The sequence below is a fragment of the Enterobacter cloacae complex sp. 2015409 genome (assembly GCF_041365315.1).
Taxonomy (GTDB): domain Bacteria; phylum Pseudomonadota; class Gammaproteobacteria; order Enterobacterales; family Enterobacteriaceae; genus Enterobacter; species Enterobacter pseudoroggenkampii.
In genome coordinates this window covers 940,781-961,604 of sequence record NZ_JBFTVM010000001.1, presented here as the reverse complement: position 1 = coordinate 961,604, position 20,824 = coordinate 940,781, and the positions used below count along the sequence as shown (strand labels likewise).

Below are 20,824 nucleotides of genomic sequence, written 5' to 3'. Positions count from 1 at the left end.
AGTAGGTTAACCAGCCATTTATTATCGATTATCATTTCTGCAAAATGACAATCGCAACGGGAGTATGAGCTTGCAGATTTGCATGATGGATTATGGTCGGCTGTCGCCAGATGGGAAAACGCTCAAGCTGGATTGTTACGGTATTGGATCGTTTGACGTACTGTCAGGAATTGAACGGTATATAAACAATCCAAACTGTTCAGATATCGAAAAAGCCGCTATACCGCCGGGTACTTACTGGATTGTTGACCGCCCCGCTGGCAGTTTTGTTAACCAGGTCAGAGCAGAATTTATCGATATGGTACACCTGTACAAAAACCATCACTCTGAATGGTTCGGTTTGTATAGCGCACAAACCATGAGCGATTACGTCTATGTTAATGGGGCGAGACGCGGGAGTTTCAGACTTCATCCTCTCAACACCGATGGTTCTGGTGTGTCGTGGGGCTGTATCACCCTTTACAGAGCGGCCGACTTCCAGATTTTACGGAATGCGTTACTCAACCGGAAAAAAGTGATTGTACCCGGCGGTAAAGGATTGATGGCTTACGGACGTATTGATGTTCGTGGTGTACCTGACTTCAGTAAATGTGGTGTGAGATGAAAATCATAATATTCGTTGTTTTACTTATTGCCTGTTTTATCCTCTTACCGGACAGCTGGATTAATGATGTTTTCATGCAACATATCCAGATTTCAGGCGATGGTGAAGAAGCCATGAATAACTATGATTTCACAGCAATTCTGATCAAGTTTGGCCTGTCTGCAATGATAGCGTTTGTACTGATGATGCTTATGAAAGTGCTAAAAAAATGAACCAGGGTGGCAGGTACGCACGTAACAACAAAGTGAGTATTTTTACTCTATGCTATTTAGACTGTGCGTATGCCATTGCCTTACCCGTACTTGATCTGCTCTCAGATCTGGTGATAAACGGCCGCATTTTACCAGCTATTTTTCTTCAGAAAGTATGATCCCAGATCTGATAGCGACAACATGTCTTCCTGTCATTCGCGGCATACATTCACAAGCTTGATGCTATTCGCCGGAGCGAATCCTTCGTTTATAGCGAGTCAGATGCGCCACGAAAATGCTAAGATAGTCCATGAGGTATATTCAAAGTGGATTGCAGGTATGAACGTGCATCTGGTTGTGACGCTGAGTGACCGACTGCAAACGTTACTGCCCCCATTATGCCCTCAGGCTTAAACGACACTGGATAATGTCGTTTAAAATTAGTAGGATAGCCACTTCATATATAATACCTTAAAAATTATGCGTCTGGTTTTATCGTCCTTTTTTGCACTTGGTCTGTTTAGCAGCCTGGCCTTTGCCGCGCCCGGGCTAACGCCGCAGCCTGACATTCGTGACAGCGGCTTCGTCTATTGCGTAAGCGGCCAGGTGGATACCTTCAACCCGCAAAAAGCGGGCAGCGGCCTGATTGTGGATACCCTTGCCGCGCAGCTTTACGATCGTCTGCTTGATGTTGACCCGTACACCTACCGTCTGGTGCCTGAGCTTGCGGAAAGCTGGGAAGTGCTGGATAACGGCGCTACCTACCGTTTTCACCTGCGCGATGACGTCGCGTTTCAACGCACACCGTGGTTTACCCCCACGCGCAAGCTGAACGCAGATGACGTGGTCTTCACCTTCCAGCGTATCTTTAACCGCAGCCATCCGTGGCATAACGTTAACGGCAGCAACTTCCCCTATTTCGACAGCCTGCAGTTTGCCGACACCGTGAAAAGCGTGCGCAAACTGGACAACCGCACGGTTGAATTCACGCTGACGCGCCCGGATGCCTCCTTCCTCTGGCACCTGGCAACCCACTATGCGTCCGTCATGTCGGCCGAATACGCGGCTCAGTTGACGAAAAAGGATCGTCAGGAACTGCTCGATCGCCAGCCGGTTGGCACCGGTCCGTTCCAGCTGGCCGAATATCGCGCCGGTCAATATATTCGTCTGCAGCGCCATGAACACTTCTGGCGCGGTACGCCGCTGATGCCGCAGGTGGTGGTGGATCTCGGCTCTGGCGGAACGGGACGTCTGTCGAAATTGCTCACCGGGGAATGTGACGTCCTTGCCTGGCCCGCGGCCAGCCAGCTCACCATTCTGCGCGACGATCCGCGCCTGCGTCTGACGTTACGCCCCGGGATGAATATCGCGTATCTGGCCTTTAACACAGATAAACCGCCGTTGAATAACCCTGCCGTTCGGCACGCTCTGGCGCTGGCGATTAACAACCAGCGTTTGATGCAGTCGATCTACTACGGCACGGCGGAAACCGCCGCCTCAATTTTACCGCGCGCCTCGTGGGCCTATGACGGTGAAGCTAAAATTACGGAATACAATCCGGCAAAAGCGCGTGAGCAGCTGAAAGCGCTGGGGGCGGAAAATCTGACGCTGCAGCTTTGGGTGCCCACCAGTTCCCAGGCGTGGAACCCCAGCCCGCTCAAGACCGCCGAACTGCTGCAGGCAGATATGGCGCAGGTGGGTGTCAAAGTGATCATCGTACCGGTTGAGGGCCGTTTCCAGGAGGCGCGCCTGATGGACATGAATCATGATTTAACCCTGACCGGCTGGGCGACCGACAGTAACGATCCGGACAGCTTCTTCCGGCCGCTACTGAGCTGTGCGGCGATAAACTCGCAGACCAACTACGCCCACTGGTGTAACCGGGAGTTTGACGCCGTGCTGCAAAAAGCGCTGGCTTCCCAGCAGTTGGCCTCACGTATTGACGCCTATGATGAAGCGCAGAAGATCCTCGCCCAGGAACTGCCGGTGCTGCCGCTGGCCTCTTCCCTGCGTCTTCAGGCCTATCGTTATGATATTAAAGGCCTGGTACTGAGCCCGTTCGGAAACGCCTCGTTCGCTGGCGTGTCGCGTGAAAAAGAACAAGAGGTGAAAAAACCATGATTATTTTTACCTTACGTCGGCTCCTTTTGCTGCTGGTGACGCTCTTTTTCCTGAACTTTGTCGGCTTCAGTCTGAGCTATTTCACGCCCCATGCCCCGCTTCAGGGGTCGTCGCTGTGGGATGCCTGGCTCTTCTGGTTTAACGGGCTCCTGCACTGGGATTTCGGCGTGTCCAGCATTAACGGGCAGCTGATTTCCCAGCAGCTGAAAGAGGTGTTCCCGGCCACGATGGAGCTGTGCATTCTGGCCTTCGGCTTTGCCCTGATGGTTGGCATTCCCGTGGGCATGCTGGCCGGGATCTATCGCAACAAATGGCAGGATAAGTTTATCAGCGCCCTCGCCCTGTTCGGCTTCTCTATCCCGGTATTCTGGCTGGCGCTGCTGCTGACGCTGTTCTTCTCGCTGACGATGGGCTGGCTGCCGGTTTCGGGGCGTTTTGACCTGCTCTATACGGTTAAAACGGTGACGGGTTTTGCCATTATTGACGCGTGGCTGTCCGATTCGGTGTGGCGCCACGAGATGATCGTCAGCGCCCTGCGCCATATGGTACTGCCGGTGCTGACCCTGGCGGTTGCGCCGACAACCGAAGTGATCCGCCTGATGCGCCTGAGCACCATCGAGGTATTTGACCAGAACTACGTCAAAGCCGCCGCCACGCGCGGGTTGTCACGCCTGACCATACTGCGTCGCAACGTCCTGCACAACGCGCTACCGCCGGTTATTCCGCGTCTGGGATTACAGTTTTCCACCATGCTGACGCTGGCCATGATCACCGAGATGGTCTTTAGCTGGCCAGGACTTGGGCGATGGCTGATTAACGCCATCCGCCAGCAGGACTACGCCGCTATTTCTGCGGGTGTGATGGTGATTGGTTCGCTGGTAATTATTGTCAACGTGTTGTCCGATATTCTGGGTGCTATGGCTAACCCATTGAAGCATAAGGAATGGTATGCCTTACGATAGCGTATACAGTGAAAAGCGCACGCCCGGTGTGCTGCGCACCGTGTGGCGTAAATTCTATGGTGACACCACGGCAATGATCGGCCTTTATGGCTGTGCCGGTCTGGTGTTGCTGTGCGTCTTTGGCGCGTGGTTTGCACCGTACGGCATTGACCAGCAGTTCCTTGGCTATCAGCTGCTGCCACCGTCCTGGTCGCGCTACGGTGAAGTCTCTTTCTTCCTAGGAACGGACGACCTCGGACGTGACGTGTTGAGCCGCCTGCTGAGCGGTGCAGCCCCGACGGTTGGCGGCGCATTTGTGGTGACGCTCGCGGCAACGATCTGCGGGCTGGCGCTCGGTATTTTTGCAGGATCCACACATGGCCTGCGCTCGGCGGTGCTTAACCACATTCTGGATACGCTGCTGTCGATTCCGTCCCTGCTGCTGGCGATCATTGTGGTTGCCTTTGCCGGTCCCCATCTGTCGCATGCCATGTTCGCCGTCTGGCTGGCTATCCTGCCCCGCATCGTGCGCTCGGTTTACAGCATGGTGCATGATGAACTGGAAAAAGAGTATGTCGTCGCAGCCCGTCTGGACGGCGCGACGACCTTCAACATTCTGTGGTTTGCCGTGCTGCCTAACATCGCCGCCGGGCTGGTCACTGAGATCACCCGCGCCCTGTCGATGGCGATCCTGGACATTGCGGCGCTCGGCTTCCTCGACCTCGGCGCGCAGCTGCCGTCGCCCGAATGGGGTGCGATGCTCGGTGACGCGCTGGAATTAATTTACGTGGCACCGTGGACGGTTATGCTGCCGGGTGCGGCCATTATGGTGAGCGTGCTGCTCATCAACCTGCTGGGCGACGGTATTCGCCGTGCAATTAATGCGGGGGTGCAATAATGCCGCTTCTTGATATTCGCAACCTCACCATCGAATTCAAAACCGGTGAAGGCTGGGTTAAAGCCGTCGATCGCATCAGCATTACCCTCGCCGAGGGTGAAATTCGTGGGCTGGTGGGTGAATCCGGCTCAGGCAAAAGCCTGATCGCCAAAGCCATCTGCGGCGTAGCGAAAGACAACTGGCGCGTCACCGCAGACCGTATGCGTTTTGATGATATCGATCTGCTGCGCCTCTCCCCCCGCGAGCGGCGTAAGCTGGTCGGGCATAACGTCTCGATGATTTTCCAGGAGCCGCAGTCCTGTCTCGACCCGTCCGAACGCGTGGGCAAACAGCTGATGCAGAACATCCCCGGCTGGACCTATAAAGGCCGCTGGTGGCAGCGCGTTGGCTGGCGCAAGCGTCGCGCCATCGAGCTTTTACACCGCGTTGGGATAAAAGATCACAAAGATGCGATGCGCAGCTTCCCTTATGAGCTGACCGACGGCGAATGTCAGAAAGTGATGATTGCCATCGCGCTGGCTAATCAGCCGCGTTTGCTGATTGCGGATGAGCCCACCAACGCGATGGAACCCACCACGCAGGCGCAAATCTTCCGCCTGCTGTCGCGTCTCAACCAGAATAACAACACCACCATTTTGCTGATCAGCCATGACCTGCAAATGCTCAGCAAATGGGCGGATAAAATTGACGTGATGTACTGCGGGCAAACGGTCGAAACCGCGCCGAGTGAAGACCTGATCACCGCGCCGCATCATCCGTATACGCAGGCGCTTATCCGTGCGATTCCGGATTTTGGCAGCGCAATGCCGCATAAAAGCCGCCTGAATACCCTGCCGGGGGCGATTCCGCTGCTGGAATCCCTCCCGATAGGCTGTCGTCTGGGGCCGCGGTGTCCCTATGCTCAGCGTAAATGTATCGAGACGCCACGCCTGACCGGGGCGAAAAATCATCTTTACGCCTGTCATTTCCCGCTGAACATGGAGAGAGAGTGAAATGGTCGAAACCTTACTGGAAGTCCGCAACCTGAGTAAGACCTTTCGCTACCGCACGGGGCTGTTTCATCGCCAAACTGTCGACGCGGTGAAGCCGCTGAGCTTTACGCTGCGTGAAAAACAGACGCTGGCGATCATTGGCGAAAACGGTTCCGGGAAATCCACCCTGGCAAAAATGCTCGCCGGCATGGTTGAACCGACGGCAGGCGAAGTGTTGATTGACGATCATCCTCTGACGTTCGGGGATTACTCTTTCCGCAGCCAGCGCATCCGCATGATCTTCCAGGATCCGTCTACCTCGCTTAATCCACGCCAGCGCATTTCGCAGATCCTCGATTTTCCGCTGCGTCTGAACACCGACCTGGAGCCAGAGGCGCGCCGTAAGCGCGTATTTGAAACTCTGCGCATGGTTGGGCTGTTACCGGATCACGAAAGCTACTACCCGCATATGCTGGCCCCCGGCCAGAAACAGCGTCTGGGTCTGGCGCGTGCGTTGATATTGCGGCCAAAAGTGATCATTGCTGATGAAGCGCTTGCCTCGCTGGATATGTCGATGCGCTCTCAGCTGATTAACCTGATGCTGGAATTGCAGGAAAAACAGGGGATCTCGTATATCTATGTCACCCAACATCTGGGAATGATGAAGCATATCAGCGATCAGGTGATGGTCATGCACCAGGGAGAGGTTGTCGAGCGCGGCAGCACGGCGGATGTGATGGCCTCCCCGCTTCATGAGCTGACAAAACGACTGATAGCCGGTCATTTCGGTGAAGCATTAACCGCCGATGCATGGCGCAAAGACCGGTAAACAAACGTAGCACCGCTCAATAAGGATTAAATAGCCTTTACACGCTATTTAATCCTTTAAATTTTCGTCTCCATCCCTGCTCCATATTTTAAGCAATATCAATCAACAGTTCTTCTCCAGAATATCCGGACATTACGGAGGAGAAGAAATGAACAACGCCACTTACGTTCTCAAATATACCGAGTATCTCATCAGAAAATGCCGTTCATTCTTAATGACGGACCTGTACTTTCATACTGTGAGGCTCGAGAAAACATCCGGGACAAAACCTGACATTCAATCACCCACGACGTTGAGTGAAAAAATATGTCATCGTCTGGTCTATGACCATAATAACCTCTACACGATGCTTGCCGATAAACTCGCCGTTCGGGCATACGTTTCCTCCAGAACAACGCGCGTGAAAACGGTGCCATTAATTGGCGTTTATACCAGGGCGTCGCAGATTGATTTTTCCGTGCTCCCTGACAAATTCGTCCTTAAGTGCAACCATGACAGTGGCAGCACTATAATATGTACAAACAAAGCGCAATTTAACGACAAGAAAGCGCGTAAAAAACTGAGCCTCGCGTTAAAGAAAAATTTGTACTACACCACGCGTGAGTGGCAGTACAAAAACATTACGCCGAGTATACTTTGCGAGCCATTCGTCGATCTCTTCGATGATGCTGACAGGAATACGACGCCCGAAATGCTGAGGATCCATTGTTTTCATGGCGTCGCCCACTATGTTGAAGCGGATTTTACGGATGATAACGGCAACGGTTTTATCAACGTTTACGACAGGCACTGGAACTTACAACCCTTCCAGATGGAGTATCCGAATACTTCAGTAAATCCAGACGAACCGGTCTTGTTTCGACAAGCGTTGCTGGCATCCCAGGAGCTGGCGGATGGCATTGACTACTGCCGCGTTGACCTCATGCTAAAAAAAGATGACATCTATTTCAGTGAAATAACCTTAAGCCCGAGACGCGGTAAACTGACGATTACCCCGCAGGAATGGGATGCTAAGTTAGGGAAAATATGGCATTTATCGCCGGCAGGTGCATTTGACCTGCCGCTGAAACTCACGAGTCGGGCCAGGTAAGTTTAAATATCGAGTGGCTTTGCGTCGATAAGGTATAGGTAACATCGCCACCATGCGCCAGCATGATGGCTTTTACTACCGACAAGCCCAAACCACAGCCTTCCGGGTTCAACTGCCTGGCGCCATTATCGCGCTGAAACGGCTGAAATAAGAAATCATGAAACTCCCTGGGGATGCCCGGCCCCCCGTCCTGAATAAGGATATAATTGCCTTTATCAGAAACGCCATTTTTCACGATGAGTTTGCGCGAGGTTGAATAGTGTAAGGCATTGTCAAATAAAACGGTCAGACACTGATTGATGCGTAACGGATCGAATACGCATTGCTGATCCCTCAGTTCTGTATTGACGGTAAATGCCTTACGGCTGAACTCGGGCATGAAGGTATCGAGCGCGTCCTGTATTGTCCCTTTTAAATCCGTTCTGGACTGGTATAGCGTATATCCCGCCCCGCCATCCGAACTGACAACCCGGAGATCTTCAATCAGGCGGGTTAACCCTTCCGTCTGTTTGAGAAGATTATTAAACAGCACCGGGTCCGGGGTAAAAACACCGTCAACCAACCCCTGAAGCCGTCCGCGCAAGATCGTGACCGGGGTTCTCAGCTCATGCGCAATAGCCGCATTCCAGGATTTCCTCTGAATATCCAGCGTCTGTAATTTTTCCGCCATTTCATTGAAATCCGTCACAAGGTGATTGATCTCACCCAGCCGGGAACTGGCACAGAATGCCCGGGCATCCAGATCGCCCTGAGAAATCTTTTTCAGGCTGGACGCGACTGCGTTTAGCGGGGTGAGTATTCGCGATGACAGTTTGACCGTGAAAAAGAGGGCAATAATCATACTGATCGTAGTCGCGGTCCCAATCCATGCCCAGTCCCACATCGTCATCTGCTCATCATCGCCCGCAGCAGGGCCGCCCGGGAGGTGATCCAGAATAAAGGAGTAAAAAAACCAGGAGCCCAGAATGGCGATGGCAATTATCGTAAACGTCAGCAACAGCATATACGTTAAGATCTGACGACTCAGGACAGACTCTTTGTTCATTTCTTTTCCCCAAGCCGGTATCCCATGCCTCTGATGCTCTCGGGAACACCGTAAAGGCCTGCAAGCTCCAGTTTTTTACGCAACTTGCTCATATGGCTATCGACCGTTCTGTCGAGCGTATCGCCTTCCGGCAGACACGCGTTGAGTAACTCTTCACGGGAACAGACCTTTCGCGGATAACGCACCAGCCAGGTAAGTAATTTAAATTCGGTCGTCGTTAATACCGGGGAGATAACCTCTTCGCCCACGGTGACTTCCACGTAGAAATCATCCGGATAGACCGTAATAAAGGGCGTTCTGAGCGGCAGGGAACCCGCCTGCTGAAGCGCAGGTTTTGTCCTGCGCAGCACCGCCTCAACCCGTGCGACAACCTCAGAGGGGTTAAAGGGTTTGATTACGTAATCATCCGCCCCGAGCCTCAGACCCATAAGCTTATCGACGTCCTGATCGAGAGCGGAAACCATAATGACGGGGACAGCACTTTCGTGGCGAAGCGTAGTAAGCACGCTCCAGCCGTCACACACGGGCAGGTGAATGTCCAGCAAGATGAGATCCGGTTTATGGAGGCGATTGAGCGTTATCGCCTGCTCGCCCTGCCTGGCCCTCAGCGTTTTCATTCCCGAACGCTCTAAGTAGCTCATCAGTATATCGGCGATTTCGTCTTCATCTTCAACAACAAGGATCAGCGTATTTTTGTTCATATTATCTCCGCGGGTGAAATCCCTTTAAGCACGCTATCAGATATCTTTAGCACAATAAGACACAGCCTCCGGGAAAAAGTGCCGTAGTTACGAAAATTTCCCGGTTGATTTAAATGCCCGGTTATTTCTCCACACAGCCTACACATTCAGTCAATAAAGACTCGACAATGTCCGTTCAAAATCGCTATTGAGGCATAACGCGTTGTGCATTGCGCGCTGCAAATTACCACTGTTTCTTAAAGATTTTATGAAGTTGGCTGAAATAATGAACATGGAACTTTCAAAATATTTCTCTCCTAAAAAACTGGGCATATATTCCCTGTTTCTGCTGCTATCGTGGGGATTACTTTATACCTGGCTGGTGCTGGTACACAGAGTGGATGAAAAAGTCGCCTCGACGCTGCTCTCATCACCCATCATCTATGGCTGTATCGCATTGTCGGTGGTCTCACTGATCATCCAAAATAAAGCTGGTGCGCTAACTGAGCTATTTGTCGTCGCCTTCTGGCTGATGGTGATTTTTGTTTATCTCATTATTACGTTCACCGTGCTGTTAAACGCGATGCCCGATATCGAGGATCTGGTCTTTTATTACGAGTGTTATTTGATCATTTTTTTTGGTGGATCACCGCTGTACCTCATTATGAGAATGATTTGAGCCCTTGATCCACACGGCCTCCATAAACCGCCCACTTCCGCTAAACAGGTGCGCGGTAGAGTCTCTACCTCACTCTTTTGCACAAAAATAACTCAATGCCTCATTTTTTTATCGAACGTCCCATTTTCGCCTGGGTAGTGGCGCTGTTTATCGTCCTGACGGGTCTCCTGTCTATTCCTCGTTTGCCGGTTGCGCAGTATCCGGCGGTGGCGCCGCCAGGCATCATCATTTCCGTCAGTTACCCGGGGGCCAGCCCCGATATCATGAATACGTCGGTGGTGTCGTTAATCGAGCGAGAAATCTCTGGAGTCGATAACTTGCTCTATTTCGAATCATCCAGTGACACAACCGGCTCGGCATCGATTACCGTCACGTTTAAACCCGGCACGGACATCAAGCTGGCACAGATGGATCTACAGAATCAGATTAAGATCGTCGAGCCTCGTCTTCCTCAGGCGGTAAGACAAAATGGCATTAACGTCGAGGCCGCTAATTCTGGATTTTTAATGATGGTGGGGCTGAAGTCCACCAACGGTCAATTAGAGGAAGCCGACTTAAGCGACTATTTTGCCCGAAGCGTTAGTGACGAGCTTCGTCGCGTGCCCGGCGTAGGGAAAGTTCAGCTGTTTGGCGGCGAAAAAGCGCTGCGTATCTGGCTGGATCCAATGAAGCTCCACAGCTACGGCCTTTCGGTGAGCGATGTGCTTACTGCTGTTGGCCAGCAAAATGCCCTGGTTTCGCCCGGCAAAACGGGAGATGAGCCCGCATCTGAAGGACAAGGGGTAACGTATCCCATCACCGTAAAGGGACAGCTCTCCTCGGTCGAGGCGTTCAGGAATATCACCCTGAAATCTGACGCATCCGGCGCCCGCCTGAAATTATCCGACATTGCGCGGATTGAATCCGGCCTGCAAAGCTACGCTTTTGGTATCCGTGAAAATGGCGTGCCCTCGACGGCGGCGGCAATCCAGCTGTCGCCAGGCGCCAATGCAATGAGTACGGCTTCAGGCGTGCGTGCGCGCATCGACGAGCTTTCCCGGGTGTTACCCGACGGAATGGTGTTTACGGTTCCTTTCGATACCGCGCCGTTTGTGAAACTTTCTATCGTGAAGGTTGTTCAGACATTTGTGGAAGCGATGGTCCTCGTCTTTCTGGTTATGCTGCTGTTTCTGCACAAGATACGCTGTACGCTTATCCCGGCGATTGTTGCTCCCGTCGCACTTCTTGGCACCTTCACGGTGATGTTATTGAGCGGATACTCCATCAATATTCTGACGATGTTCGGCATGGTGCTGGCGATAGGGATTATCGTTGATGATGCCATTGTGGTTGTGGAGAACGTTGAACGACTGATGGAGGAAAAAAGTCTGTCCCCACGGGACGCTACCCGGCAAGCCATGCAGGAGATCACCCCGGCGATTATCGGGATCACGCTGGTGCTCACCGCCGTCTTTATCCCCATGGGGTTTGCTGAAGGGTCCGTCGGGATTATCTACCGGCAATTTTGTATTTCTATGGCAGTCTCCATACTGCTGTCCGCGTTTCTTGCCCTGACGCTGACCCCTGCCCTGTGCGCAACGTTACTCAAGCCGCACAAGGCAGGAAAGAGCGGAAGTGGACGGTTCGCGGCAGGGTTTAATGCGCGCTTCCGTTCGCTCACCGTCTGTTACGAAGCCGGGCTGGGTGCCGTTCTGAAGCGAACCGGGCGTATGCTGCTCCTGTACGTTGCGCTTTGTGCTGCGCTGTTTTTGGGATTGTCTTCGTTACCGTCGTCCTTTCTGCCGGACGAAGATCAGGGCTACTTTATGTCCTCAATCCAGCTGCCTTCTGATGCCACGATGCAGCGCACCCTTAACGTGGTTAAAAAGTTTGAAGAGGAAATTACGGCCCGACCGGATATTGAAAGCAACATTATGATCCTGGGTTTTGGATTTTCAGGTTCAGGACCGAATTCGGCTATGGCCTTCACCACGCTGAAGGACTGGAAAAACCGGCAGGGCTCGACGGCCCAGGATGAAGCCGAACATATACAGGACAGCATGGCGAACGTCTCTGATGCCGTCACGATGAGCCTGCTCCCGCCGGCCATTTCAGATATGGGCACCTCCTCGGGCTTCACCTGGTACGTGCAGGACAGAGCAGGACTGGGCTACGAGGCGTTAAAGCGCGCTGCCGACGCGCTGGTCCTGCAAGCCAATCAGCGTCCTGAACTGAGTGACGTCTATATAGACGGTCTGCCGGAAGGAACCAGCCTTGCGCTCCAGGTTGACCGGGAAAAAGCGGAAGCGATGGCCGTCTCATTTGATGAAATCAACCAGACGCTCTCCGTCACCCTGGGCTCAAATTACGTCAATGACTATACGAACAACGGCCGCGTTCAACAGGTGATTATTCAGGCCGATGCGCCCTACCGAATGCAGCCTGAGCAGATACTGAAACTATCAGTGAAAAACCGGATGGGTGAGATGGTGCCGTTATCAACGTTCGTGACGATCTCCTGGAACGTTGCGCCGCAGCAGTTGACGCGCTATCAGGGTTATTCTGCTCTTCGCATTACCGGAAATACGGCGTCAGGAGTATCCAGCGGCACCGCAATGAAGGTTATGGAGAGTTTGTCCAGAGAGTTACCTCAGGGCATGGCGGGCGAGTGGGCCGGGAGTGCATTGCAGGAGAGAAAATCGGAATCTCAGCTTCCGGGCCTTATTGTCCTGTCGATACTGGTCGTGTTTATGGTGCTCGCCGCCCTGTATGAGAGCTGGTCTGTTCCTTTTGCGGTCATGCTGGTCGTTCCGTTGGGTCTTATCGGCGCGGTGATAGCGGTGTTTGTTGCCGGCATGACGAATGATGTTTTCTTTAAGGTCGGCCTGATTACGCTTATCGGCCTGTCGGCCAAGAACGCCATTCTGATTGTTGAATTTGCCAGGCAGCTCCATCGCCAGGGGCAGCCCCTGCTGGCGGCAACCATTCATGCCGCCAGCCAGCGCCTGCGTCCGATTCTGATGACATCGTTAGCCTTCAGCTTAGGGGTTGTTCCGTTGATGCTGGCCAGGGGGGCGAGCGACAGTACGCAGCATGCCATCGGTACCGGCGTATTTGGCGGCATGATTAGCGGTACGCTTCTCGCGATCTTCTTCGTACCGGTTTTCTTTATCGTCATTGCGCGTTTCGTCGACAACATCAGGAAAGCGTGAATACCCTGGTGGAATCACGCTGCCTCTCTGGTTGGATGAGGCGAAGCTGTTGCCGGGTGATATACTGGACGAATGCTGAAATTTTGAGCCCCCGCGAGTCCGCGGTGCATTCTTCGGGGCAGGCGTCTTCGGAGAAGTGCGAGAAATATCGTGACACAAGGGGCTGTGAGTGGGCTATAATTTCGAGCTAATTTCGAATGATTTTGAAATACTGCCTGTAACGCTATGAATTACAAGGCAAAATTAGCAATGAATATAAGGATTAAAGCTATGGGTTTTCTTTCCGGTAAGCGCATTCTGGTGACTGGCGTTGCCAGCAAACTGTCCATCGCATACGGCATCGCACAGGCAATGCATCGCGAAGGCGCTGAGCTGGCGTTCACCTACCAGAACGACAAGCTGAAAGGCCGTGTTGAAGAGTTTGCCGCGCAGCTGGGTTCCAGCATTGTTCTGGAATGTGACGTTGCACAAGACGAAAGCATCGACGGCATGTTTGCTGAACTGGCAAAAGCATGGCCTAAATTCGACGGTTTCGTTCACTCCATCGGCTTCGCTCCTGGCGACCAGCTGGACGGCGACTACGTGAACGCGGTTACCCGTGATGGCTTCAAAATCGCGCACGACATCAGCTCCTACAGCTTCGTTGCGATGGCGAAATCCTGCCGCGCGATGCTGAACCCGGGCGCAGCCCTGCTGACCCTGTCCTACCTTGGCGCTGAACGTGCTATCCCTAACTACAACGTTATGGGTCTGGCTAAAGCGTCTCTGGAAGCGAACGTACGCTACATGGCGAACGCAATGGGTCCTGAAGGCGTGCGCGTTAACGCCATCTCTGCAGGTCCTATCCGCACCCTGGCCGCTTCCGGTATTAAAGATTTCCGTAAAATGCTGGCACACTGCGAAGCGGTTACCCCGATTCGTCGTACCGTTACCATTGAAGATGTGGGTAACTCTGCAGCATTCCTGTGCTCTGACCTTTCCGCGGGTATCTCCGGCGAAGTGGTTCACGTTGACGGCGGCTTCAACATCGCTGCAATGAACGAGCTGGAAATTAAATAAGCTGTGACTCTCTTCCCGCCCGGGAAGAGAGTATTTCCCCCCGCGTCACCCCTTCGTTATTCCGTTCTGCTATTTGTTATCACCTAACAATATTTTTCCCTTTATCTGCCTTACGCCAGGATATTGATCGCCATTTTGAGATCAAGGAACGCACATGGAACAACGCCGTTTTTCCGGCAAAGGCCACTGGTATCACGAAACCCAGTCAAACCACGCGCAGACGGATGTTCTGCCCTTGGTGCCCGAAGCCGCTAACGTCGACGATCGTTTTTTGCTCGATTTAGCCTTGCCTGATGAGATTGTCGCCGCCTGTTCTGGCTGGCTTACCCCTGCCAGAGCCTTATGCCACCAGCTGTTTCCGCTCTCGATCCCCGTGAACCGCCTGCATACGCTCAGCGCTTACGATCGGCTCAGTACCGCGCTAACGGTCGCACAGGCCTGTGGCGTTCAGCGGCTCTGTAACCATTACGCCGCCCTCCTCGCCCCGCTTCCCGGCCCGGACTCCTCGCGCGAAAGCAACCGCCGCCTGGCACAGATCACCCAGTATGCCCGCCAGCTCGCCAGCTCTCCTGATGTCATTGATGATAAAGCGCAGAACCAGCTTGATGAGGTGGGTCTGTCCACGTACGACATCGTGGTGATTAACCAGATTATCGGGTTTATCGGTTTTCAGGCGCGCGTGGTCGCGATTTTTCAGGCGCTGTTGGGACATCCTGTTCGCTGGTTGCCGGGCCATCATATTCAGCCGCACACGCTTCCCGCGAGCCACGATGCATGGGTGCCGCTTTTGCCCGTCGTGGAGCTGCGCTATGCGAGTGCGCATCAGCTTGAGTCGCTGTCTCGCTGGCAGGCCGAACCCGCGCTGGAGGCGCTGACGCCGGTGCTTTGCCATGAGCCGTCGCTGCTCGACCTGACCGGAGAGATCCTGTTAAACAGCCGCGCAGAGATCCCGCAGACGTCACCCGCACTTTCGGCGGCGGTCGAACTGCTGACCCGCTCTCCGGACCGCTTCAGCGCCGCGCAGTTTACCCCGCTCACGGATCAAGGACTCCAGGGCGAATATGCCATCACGCTGCTTACCCAAAGTGCGTTTGATGGCTGGCTCAATCGTCTGAAAGTAGCGTTTGGTAAAGAGGAATAACCACACTCATTACCCAAAGACCGCTTGCTGAGACAGTGAGAATCGCGTAAAACTGTCAGCCGCTCAATGGCTACGAAAATAGAACATTATGTTTCAGGACAACCCGCTGCTAGCGCAGCTTAAACAGCAACTGCATTCCCAGACGCCGCGTGCAGAAGGGGTCGTAAAAGCCACGGAAAAGGGCTTTGGCTTCCTTGAAGTTGACGCGCAGAAAAGCTACTTCATTCCGCCACCGCAGATGAAGAAAGTGATGCATGGCGATCGCGTCATGGCCGTCATTCATACCGAGAAGGATCGCGAGTCCGCTGAACCAGAAGAACTGATCGAACCGTTCCTGACCCGTTTTGTGGGTAAGGTGCAGAGAAAAGACGATCGGCTTTCTATCGTGCCGGATCATCCCCTGCTGAAAGATGCCATTCCCTGCCGCGCCGCCCGTGGCGTTGAGCATGATTTTAAAGAAGGTGACTGGGCCGTAGCAGAAATGCGCCGTCATCCTCTGAAAGGCGATCGCGGTTTTTATGCTGAGTTGACTCAATTCATCACCTTTGGCGCCGACCATTTCGTGCCATGGTGGGTCACGCTGGCACGCCACAATCTTGAAAAAGAAGCGCCGAACGGCGTAGCGACCGAGATGCAGGACGAAGGTCTGACGCGTCGCGATCTCACCGCGCTGGAGTTTGTCACCATCGACAGCGCCAGCACCGAAGATATGGACGATGCGCTCTACGCTGAAGAGAGCGACGATGGCAAACTGCACCTGACCGTTGCCATTGCCGATCCCACCGCCTGGATTGCCGAAGGTAGCAAGCTGGATGACGCGGCGAAAATCCGCGCCTTCACAAACTACCTGCCGGGCTTCAACATTCCGATGCTGCCGCGCGAATTGTCAGACGATCTTTGCTCGCTGCGTCCAAATGAAGTGCGCCCGGTCCTTGCCTGCCGCATGACCATTGCTGCGGATGGCGCGATTGAAGACGATATCGAGTTCTTTGCTGCCACTATCGAATCGAAAGCCAAGCTGGCCTACGATAACGTGTCCGACTGGCTTGAAAATACCGGTAGCTGGAAACCTGAATCAGACGCCATTGCCGCGCAGATCCGTCTGCTGCATCGCATCTGTCTCAACCGCAGCGAGTGGCGTCAAACCCATGCGCTGGTGTTCAAAGATCGTCCGGATTATCGCTTTGTTCTGGGTGAGAAAGGCGAAGTGCTGGATATCGTGGCCGAACCGCGACGCATTGCGAACCGCATTGTTGAAGAAGCGATGATTTCCGCCAACATCTGCGCCGCACGCGTGTTGCGCGACAAGCTGGGCTTTGGCATTTACAACGTCCACACCGGGTTTGATCCGGCGAACACCGAAGCGCTGGCGGCCCTGCTGAAGAATCACGATGTGCATGTTGATCCGGAAGAAGTGCTGACCCTGCCAGGCTTCTGCAAGCTTCGCCGCGAACTGGACGCGCAGCCGTCGGGCTTCCTGGACAGCCGCATTCGTCGCTTCCAGTCATTCGCGGAAATCAGTACCGAGCCGGGCCCGCACTTTGGTCTTGGCCTCGAAGCATACGCCACCTGGACATCGCCAATCCGTAAGTATGGCGATATGGTTAACCACCGTCTGCTGAAAGCGATTATCAAAGGCGAAACCGTTGCTCGTCCTCAGGAGGACACCACGCTGCAGATGGCCGATCGCCGCCGTCTGAATCGCATGGCGGAACGTGACGTTGGAGACTGGCTGTACGCTCGCTTCCTGCAGGATAAAGCCGGGACGGATACCCGTTTCGCCGCGGAGATCATCGATATCAGCCGCGGGGGAATGCGCGTCCGCCTGGTCGATAACGGTGCTGTCGCGTTTATTCCTGCGCCGTTCCTGCATGCGGTTCGTGACGAAATGGTCTGTAGTCAGGAAAACGGTACCGTGCAAATTAAGGGTGAAACAGTTTACAAGGTCACCGACGTGATTGACGTCACTATCGCCGAAGTTCGCATGGAAACCCGCAGTATTATCGCGCGCCCTGTCGCCTGATAACCGGTTCAATTGTCGGTCCTTTCCTTCGCGGAAAGGCCGACAATTTTTCTTTTTATCCCCGCCACAAAATCATTATTTTTCCTTACTATTTTCAGTCTCCCTTCGCCCAAATTCGCCATAATTATCTACAGTAAAAGAGTGTTGTTATATTCGGTTACGTGAATTTTTATACGCTCCGTATCCTTTTTTGCCTGACTCGTTTTATTATAAGAAATTAGGGAAAAACAATAAGTTCACTTCGGTTTTGCCGCTGTTTCTCAACGGAAAAGTCGACTGCAAATGAATAATTTGTGCGCTAATGAAAGCTGCGGGAGAAAACATGATGGACGATCTGGAGCCGAATTTGCTGTTTCGCTACATGGGGACTTACAGCCCGTGGTGGCGCTTGTCAGCTGACAGCAACGCTCTGCACCTTTCCACCAGCGAAAATGCCGATGTCACGCAGGTCGTGGCGCTGGACGATGAACAGGCCGATCTCATCCGTCATTTAACCGTTATTACCTCCAGTATTTCAATGTCGCTCTCCCTCTACGGTGAAGATGTTCCGGTTCATCTTGTGGGCCGTAAAATTACCCGTAACGAGTGGGCCGGAACCGCTTCTGCCTGGAACGATACCCCCTCCGTGGCACGCGATCTGGCTCAGGGGCTCTCTTTCGCGGAACAGGTTGTCTCAGAGGCTAACTCCGTCATTGTTATTCTCGATCGGCACGGCAATATCCAGCGTTTTAATCGGCTTAGCGAAGAGTACACCGGCCTGAAAGAACATGAAGTCATTGGCCAGAACGTCTTTAAGCTGTTTATGAGCCGCAGCGAAGCGGCAGCTTCAAAGCGCAATATTACCGGTTTTTTTCGCAACGGCAGCTCCTACGAAGTCGAACGCTGGATCAAAACGCGTAAAGGGCAACGGCTGTTTCTGTTCAGAAACAAATTCGTACACAGCGGCAGCGGTAAAAATGAAATTTTCCTTATCTGTTCCGGTACCGATATTACCGAGGAGCGCCGCGCTCAGGAGCGGCTGCGCGTGCTGGCCAATACCGATACCATCACCGGCTTGCCAAACCGTAATGCGATCCACGACCTGATTTCTGACGCCATCGCCAACCGCGGGGACACGCAGGTGGGCGTGGTGTATCTCGATCTGGATAATTTTAAAAAGGTCAACGACGCTTACGGGCATATGTTTGGCGATCAGCTGTTACAGGCCGTTGCCCTCGCCATTTTGAGCTGCCTGGATGAGGAACAGGTGCTGGCGCGACTTGGCGGTGATGAGTTTATCGTCATGGCCACCAATACCTCTCAGGGCTCTCTGGAGGCGATGGCATCGCGCATTTTAACCCGTCTGCGCCAGCCGTTCCGCATCGGTTTGATTGAGATTTATACCGGCTGCTCCCTGGGCATCGCCCTCGCCCCTCAGCATGGCAACGACCGGGAAAGCGTCATTCGTAACGCCGATACCGCCATGTACACCGCCAAAGAGAACGGCCGGGGCAAGTTCTGCGTCTTCTCGCCCGAGATGAACCAGCGCGTGTTTGAGTATCTCTGGCTGGATACCAACCTGCGTAAGGCGCTGGATAACGATCAGCTCCTGATTCACTATCAGCCGAAAATCACCTGGCGCGGGGAAGTCAGAAGCCTTGAAGCGCTGGTCCGCTGGCAATCACCAGAACGGGGTTTGATCCCGCCGCTGGAGTTTATCTCTTATGCCGAGGAGTCGGGGTTGATTGTGCCGCTGGGCCGCTGGGTGATGCTCGATGTGGTTCGCCAGGTGGCGAAATGGCGTGATAAGGGAATAAACCTGCGCGTGGCGGTGAACGTCTCTGCACGCCAGCTGGCCGACCAGACTATTTTCAGTGACTTAAAGCAGGCGCTGAAGGATCTGAATTTTGAATACTGCCCTGTCGATGTCGAATTAACCGAAAGCTGTCTTATCGAGAACGAAGAGCTGGCGCTGTCCGTGATCCAGCAGTTCAGCCGACTCGGGGCGCAAATTCATCTGGATGATTTTGGCACCGGCTACTCTTCCCTTTCTCAACTGGCCCGCTTCCCTATCGATGCCATTAAACTCGATCAATCGTTTGTCAGGGATATTCATAAGCAGTCCATCTCCCAGTCTCTGGTGCGCGCTATCGTCGCGGTGGCGCAGGCATTAAATCTGCAGGTGATTGCCGAAGGTGTGGAAAGCGCAAAAGAAGACGCCTTTCTGACCAAGAACGGCGTCAACGAACGGCAGGGTTTTCTGTTTGCTAAGCCGATGCCCGCTGCCGCATTCGAGCGATGGCTAAAACGATATCAAGCGCGAAATCAACGTTAACTGGCTTTACGCAACCCCGCCGCGTGATGGCGGTTTTGCAGCGTGACCAGACGCTCCATGTAGGCGATATCTTTCGGCTCAAGGCAGAAAGCGGCATCAACCCAGTCTTCCGTGATATCCATCAGTTCACTGCGGGGCAATTGCAGAACGCGCGTACGCGCGCGCAGCATCGCCCTTACGCCATTCAGTTTTGGCCGCAGCGTATCGATGAAGGTTCGGGTGGAGACATAGCTTTGTCCGGGTTCAAACAGGACATCCACCAGCCCGTGCTGTTCATACCATTCAGCCGTATGGGATTCCCCCTTATAGATGAGTTCCTCCGCCAGCTTCATGCCAGAACGGCGTGCAACCAGGGAATATCCCCCCATACCCGGAAACAGGTTGAAGGCAATCTCCGGAAAACCCAGACGGGCATCGCGCTGAGCCAGGACAAAATGGTGCGCCAGAGCGGCCTCAAACCCGCCCCCTAAAGCACTGCCTTCGACCATCGCCAGAGAGATGGCCCCTGTATCAAACCCCCGTGAGGCCGCATGGACGCAATCAACGCAGGCGCGAGCGTACGCCCGTAACGCCTCCCGACGTCCGTTCTGAATGCACTCGACGAAGAACTGTAAATCACCGCCCACATTGTACATATCGGGAACCAGCGAACCGGTTACCCAAAAATCAACCGCAAAGCCAGACTGGCGAACCAGCCATGAGAAGTTCATGATCTCCTCAATTAACGCATGGTTAAAACAAGGCCGTGGCTGGGCCCGCAACATCATCCAGACGGTGTGACGCTCCGCTTCATAATACCCTGACAGCTGCGTGAACCGTTCAGTATCGGTAAACAGTGTGCAGGTAGGCTGATTGATAACTGTCATAGTCTAATTCCTCTTATAAAAAAGCGCCTTGCGCGCCGTTTTAGACTAATCCACTCAATAAGCCCACTGCATGAGGGGGAATAAATTTATCACTTACGTTTATGTAATTTAGTTATTGCATTTTTTCCCTTCTCTTTTGATCCTAATTTCTGCATCATTGAAAATATTAACTTTTCGCGCC

17 protein-coding genes are annotated in these 20,824 nt (G+C 53.5%); 14 read left to right on the top strand and 3 right to left on the bottom strand.

Going from position 1 to position 20,824, the window contains the following annotated elements; translation table 11 throughout:
• The first annotated feature begins 64 nt into the window (after nucleotides 1-64).
• From ACDO57_RS04575 to ACDO57_RS04540, 8 genes are all read left to right on the top strand, one after another.
• Complete coding sequence (locus ACDO57_RS04575; protein ID WP_370883573.1) at nucleotides 65-604, top strand: DUF2778 domain-containing protein; 540 nt, start codon at nucleotides 65-67, stop codon at nucleotides 602-604.
• On the top strand, nucleotides 601-816 hold the full coding sequence (locus tag ACDO57_RS04570) for a hypothetical protein (protein ID WP_148769845.1): 216 nt from the start codon (nucleotides 601-603) through the stop codon (nucleotides 814-816). Before ACDO57_RS04575 ends, ACDO57_RS04570 begins: the two co-directional genes overlap by 4 nt.
• 459 nt (nucleotides 817-1,275) lie before the next feature.
• Nucleotides 1,276-2,916, top strand: coding sequence for an ABC transporter substrate-binding protein SapA (sapA, locus tag ACDO57_RS04565; protein WP_061714984.1), 1,641 nt, complete (start codon nucleotides 1,276-1,278; stop codon nucleotides 2,914-2,916).
• On the top strand, nucleotides 2,913-3,878 hold the full coding sequence (gene sapB, locus ACDO57_RS04560) for a putrescine export ABC transporter permease SapB (RefSeq protein ID WP_024907137.1): 966 nt from the start codon (nucleotides 2,913-2,915) through the stop codon (nucleotides 3,876-3,878). Before sapA ends, sapB begins: the two co-directional genes overlap by 4 nt.
• Nucleotides 3,865-4,755, top strand: coding sequence for a putrescine export ABC transporter permease SapC (gene sapC / locus ACDO57_RS04555; RefSeq protein ID WP_024907136.1), 891 nt, complete (start codon nucleotides 3,865-3,867; stop codon nucleotides 4,753-4,755). The genes sapB and sapC overlap by 14 nt, the downstream gene beginning before the upstream one ends.
• Nucleotides 4,755-5,747: a putrescine export ABC transporter ATP-binding protein SapD gene (sapD, locus tag ACDO57_RS04550; protein WP_008501228.1), complete on the top strand. Its 993-nt coding sequence runs from the start codon at nucleotides 4,755-4,757 to the stop codon at nucleotides 5,745-5,747. The genes sapC and sapD overlap by 1 nt, the downstream gene beginning before the upstream one ends.
• A 1-nt stretch (nucleotide 5,748) precedes the next feature.
• The gene (gene sapF / locus ACDO57_RS04545) at nucleotides 5,749-6,555 is read left to right on the top strand and encodes a putrescine export ABC transporter ATP-binding protein SapF (RefSeq protein ID WP_023312051.1); all 807 of its coding nucleotides are present in this window, start codon (nucleotides 5,749-5,751) and stop codon (nucleotides 6,553-6,555) included.
• A 148-nt stretch (nucleotides 6,556-6,703) separates the two neighbouring features.
• Nucleotides 6,704-7,645, top strand: coding sequence for an ATP-grasp fold amidoligase family protein (locus tag ACDO57_RS04540; protein ID WP_370883572.1), 942 nt, complete (start codon nucleotides 6,704-6,706; stop codon nucleotides 7,643-7,645).
• Here ACDO57_RS04540 and ACDO57_RS04535 read toward each other — a convergent pair.
• Both ACDO57_RS04535 and ACDO57_RS04530 read right to left on the bottom strand, forming a co-directional pair.
• Nucleotides 7,626-8,690 (bottom strand): ATP-binding protein, encoded by a 1,065-nt coding sequence (locus ACDO57_RS04535; RefSeq protein ID WP_157189302.1) that lies wholly within the window; start codon nucleotides 8,688-8,690, stop codon nucleotides 7,626-7,628. The genes ACDO57_RS04540 and ACDO57_RS04535 overlap by 20 nt on opposite strands.
• On the bottom strand, nucleotides 8,687-9,391 hold the full coding sequence (locus ACDO57_RS04530) for a response regulator (RefSeq protein WP_024907133.1): 705 nt from the start codon (nucleotides 9,389-9,391) through the stop codon (nucleotides 8,687-8,689). Before ACDO57_RS04530 ends, ACDO57_RS04535 begins: the two co-directional genes overlap by 4 nt.
• Nucleotides 9,392-9,662: 271 nt before the next feature.
• Between ACDO57_RS04530 and ACDO57_RS04525 the strand changes: the two genes are divergently transcribed.
• The 6 genes from ACDO57_RS04525 to pdeR all read left to right on the top strand — a co-directional run bounded on the left by ACDO57_RS04525 (nucleotide 9,663) and on the right by pdeR (nucleotide 19,777).
• Complete coding sequence (locus ACDO57_RS04525) at nucleotides 9,663-10,049, top strand: hypothetical protein (protein ID WP_024907132.1); 387 nt, start codon at nucleotides 9,663-9,665, stop codon at nucleotides 10,047-10,049.
• Nucleotides 10,050-10,144: 95 nt separating this feature from the next.
• Entirely contained in the window at nucleotides 10,145-13,240 is a 3,096-nt protein-coding gene (locus ACDO57_RS04520; RefSeq protein WP_370883571.1) for a multidrug efflux RND transporter permease subunit, read from the top strand.
• Nucleotides 13,241-13,510: 270 nt separating this feature from the next.
• Entirely contained in the window at nucleotides 13,511-14,299 is a 789-nt protein-coding gene (fabI, locus tag ACDO57_RS04515) for an enoyl-ACP reductase FabI (protein WP_003856831.1), read from the top strand.
• 154 nt (nucleotides 14,300-14,453) lie between these two features.
• The gene (locus tag ACDO57_RS04510) at nucleotides 14,454-15,440 is read left to right on the top strand and encodes a CMD domain-containing protein (protein ID WP_024907130.1); all 987 of its coding nucleotides are present in this window, start codon (nucleotides 14,454-14,456) and stop codon (nucleotides 15,438-15,440) included.
• Nucleotides 15,441-15,528: 88 nt separating this feature from the next.
• The gene (locus ACDO57_RS04505; protein ID WP_370883570.1) at nucleotides 15,529-17,463 is read left to right on the top strand and encodes an exoribonuclease II; all 1,935 of its coding nucleotides are present in this window, start codon (nucleotides 15,529-15,531) and stop codon (nucleotides 17,461-17,463) included.
• 322 nt (nucleotides 17,464-17,785) lie between these two features.
• Complete coding sequence (pdeR, locus tag ACDO57_RS04500) at nucleotides 17,786-19,777, top strand: cyclic di-GMP phosphodiesterase (protein ID WP_267214947.1); 1,992 nt, start codon at nucleotides 17,786-17,788, stop codon at nucleotides 19,775-19,777.
• Here the strand turns inward: pdeR and ACDO57_RS04495 are convergent.
• The gene (locus ACDO57_RS04495) at nucleotides 19,774-20,643 is read right to left on the bottom strand and encodes a crotonase/enoyl-CoA hydratase family protein (RefSeq protein ID WP_032647560.1); all 870 of its coding nucleotides are present in this window, start codon (nucleotides 20,641-20,643) and stop codon (nucleotides 19,774-19,776) included. The genes pdeR and ACDO57_RS04495 overlap by 4 nt on opposite strands.
• Between the last annotated feature and the right edge of the window lie 181 nt (nucleotides 20,644-20,824).